Source organism: Pseudomonas sp. P4_C3 (assembly GCF_056402075.1).
The window spans coordinates 1-2,976 of the sequence record NZ_JBFUIC010000429.1; the positions used below are offsets into that span (position 1 = coordinate 1).

Genomic DNA, 2,976 nt, shown 5'->3' on the forward strand with positions numbered 1-2,976 from the left:
GGCGAGGGGTGTTGAACATGTCCATCGAGGGCCGCGAGACACTCCCGGCCGGCAGCATGTCGAGATTGCCCACGGTGCAGATGCAGTCTTCAAGGAGTGCGGTGCCGGCGATCACATCGGCGAACCCCGGGCTGTCCGGCGGAAAGTCGAAGTTCAACGACAACGTCGGCTGGCGCAAATCGGCATCGATCAACAGCACCCGTTCCAGTGGTGCCAGCGAGGAGGCGAGGTTATTGGCGATGGTGCTTTTTCCCTCGCCCGGTGCGGTCGAGGTAATCAGCACCACCTGCGAAGGTTCTTCTGTGCTCTGCAGCATCAGCCAGGTCCGCAGATTGCGGATTGTCTCGGAGAATCGCGGGTTGTCGTTGTCTTCGAACAGACGCGCCAGTTGCCGGCGACTTTTCTTCATGACCAGCGGAACCACGCTGAGCAATGGCACATTGAGAATGCTTTCGATGCGGTCCTCAGTCCTGAAGGTATTGCTCAAAGTATCGAACAGGAAGGCCAGCGCGACGCCGATGATCGATGCGACCACCGCGACAATCGCCACAATCAAGGTTTTGTGCGGCTTGCTGGGTTCCAGCGGTGTGATCGCCGGATCGACGACGCGGGCCTTGGCAGAGTCCATGTCGGAGGTGGCGGCGGTTTCCTTCAGGCGGGTGACGAACGTTTCGTACAGCGCACGGGAGCTGTCGACTTCCCGTTGGTACTCGCGCAGCTGGAACTCTTTACGTGAAATGTTCTGGATCTGCGCCTTGTTGGTGTTGAAGGATTTCTGCAGGGCACCTTCGCTGGCCACCGCCAATTGATATTGGCGCTCGATGCCAGCCACCACTTGCTGTACTTGCAGGCGCAAGCTGGTTTGCGCTGTATGCAATTCCGATTGAGCGGAGATCAGCGCCGGGTGTTTCGAACCATAGCGTCCGGACAGCTGCTCGACCTTGGCTTGCGCCTTGGCCACCTCCGCCTGAAATTGCTGGATCAACGGGTTGCTCAACACCGCCGGTACACTGGACAGCCGGCTCATGTCGCCGTTGGTCAATGACTGGGCCTGACGGTACTGGCTTTCGGCTTCCGCCCGATTGCGCCGGGCGTCGATCATGCGATTGCCGGTCATTTGCAGTTCGTTGGCACTGATCGTTGCCACGCCGTCGACATCCACCAACCCTTGCTCTTCCCGATAGCCTTGCAGCTTGTCCTCGGCGGCGCGCAGGTTGTTGCGCAACTCCACCAGGCGGGTGTTCATCCAGCTGGTGGTGTTTTGCGAGGACTTCAGGCTGGTGTCGAGCTGGCTGTCGATGTAGCTCTGGGCCAGCGCGTTGGCTGCTGCCGCCGCGAGATCAGGGTCGGGTAACTCGACGGCAATTTCGATCAGTTGGCTCTTGCCGACAAACTTGACGGTAGTCTGCAGCATGAGGTTTTGCGTGACTTCATTGAACACGTCCGCTTCAGTGGGCGCGGGTTTCTCCGGGGGCAAAAAAGCCAGCCAGGGCAACCATTGGCCGGCATTGAGATCGTTTAACCATTGACGAGGTTTGAACCAGGTTTGCGTATGCTGGCGCGGATCGGTGATCGGGTTGGTGGTGAGCCCGAGTTTCCTCACCACCCGTTCTGCCAGGTCCCGAGATTGCAGGAGCGCCTGCTGGGTCTGCAGATAGTCTGCGGTGGACGACGCGCCAGAGTCGGAGACTTGCTGGAAGGTCAGCACTGGCGGCGTTTTTTCCTTGATCAACATCGTGGTGCTGCCCAGGTACTGTGGCGTGATGAAGGACAATGCCGCCACCGCAAGGGCGCAACAAAGCACCACAAACCAGGCGATGTTCCATTTGGCGAGCCAGAGGACCCTCCACAGTTTGAGCAGATCAAGGGTGTCCGACTCTTCGCTGTGCTGCGGGCGCAGATGCGCCTGGAGCGGACGTTCGACGTAGGTGCTAGGGCTATTGTCCATGATTAGAAAAAGCCTTGTGCAATGGAAATGGTGTCACCGGGGGAAATTACGGTGGTCTTGGAAATGTTGTCTTCAAGCGCCGGGCCGCCGTCGCCACGCAGGATGGTCACGCGTTTCATCGAAGCGCGTTCGGTCAGGCCGCCACCCAAGGCAATAGCTTTTTCCAGGGTCAGGCCCGGCACGAAGGCGTAGCTGCCAGGCTTTTTCACCTCGCCGTTGATGTAGAAGGGCCGGTATTCGATTTGGCTGATGCTGACTTTCGGGTCGATCAGGTAGCCTTGCTTGAGCCCGTCGACGATCTTTCTCTCGACCTGGTTCGGGGTCAGCCCCTTGGCGACGATTTCGCCCAGGAACGGGTAGGAAAACGTCCCGGCATCGTTGAGTCGGACTTTCTTGATGCTCAATCCCGGCTCCCCGAACACAGTGATGCGCAACACATCACCAGCGGCCAGTTTGTATTCGGTGGAGGGATCTGCTGCCTGGGTGGCGGGAGCGAGCAACAGCCATATCAACAAACCAAACAGGCGCCGGTTCATATGCATGTCCTCTTACAGGCTGAAGTTGAAACCGAGCTGAAACACATTGCGCAAGAAGCTTTCGTTGTCGGCATCGGAGTTGTTATCGCGTAATCGATAACTTAGATCGATGTCCAGCCAGCGACGCATCTGGTAGATCACCGCAAGGTTGTAGTCTTGAAGCTTGTCGGTACGGTTTTCACCTTCGTAGACGTAGTGCCCATAACCGGCCTGCGCGACGGTGGTGATCCGTTCGGTCCAGCCATGGCGCCAGCCGATCTGGGTGAAGGTCGCCTTGACGGCGTCTGAACCATCGTCACCTTCAGCCAGTGCCTGGCGGGCCAGGAAGGTGAAGGTCGAATAGGTGCGGGGTTTCCATTGAAGGTCAATTTGCCAGGTCGGATTACTCAGATCGCTGGAAGTGCTTTCATCGAAGTTCTTGCGCTCATACCCGACCCGAACCTTGCCGGAGGTGCGCGCGGTAAAGTCCCATTGGGCACCGGTCAGTACGGC

General features: G+C 58.5%; 3 protein-coding genes. All 3 read right to left on the reverse strand.

The window, feature by feature from the left end; genetic code table 11:
• The coding region (locus AC1DVH_RS28860) for a GumC family protein (protein ID WP_477756648.1) at positions 1–1,948 on the reverse strand (1,948 nt) is incomplete at its 3' end.
• A gap of 2 nt (positions 1,949–1,950) precedes the next feature.
• Positions 1,951–2,484 (reverse strand): polysaccharide biosynthesis/export family protein, encoded by a 534-nt coding sequence (locus tag AC1DVH_RS28865; RefSeq protein ID WP_477756649.1) that lies wholly within the window; start codon positions 2,482–2,484, stop codon positions 1,951–1,953.
• Positions 2,485–2,496: 12 nt separating this feature from the next.
• A partial coding sequence (locus AC1DVH_RS28870) for an outer membrane beta-barrel protein (RefSeq protein WP_477756650.1) occupies positions 2,497–2,976 on the reverse strand: 480 nt, incomplete at its 5' end.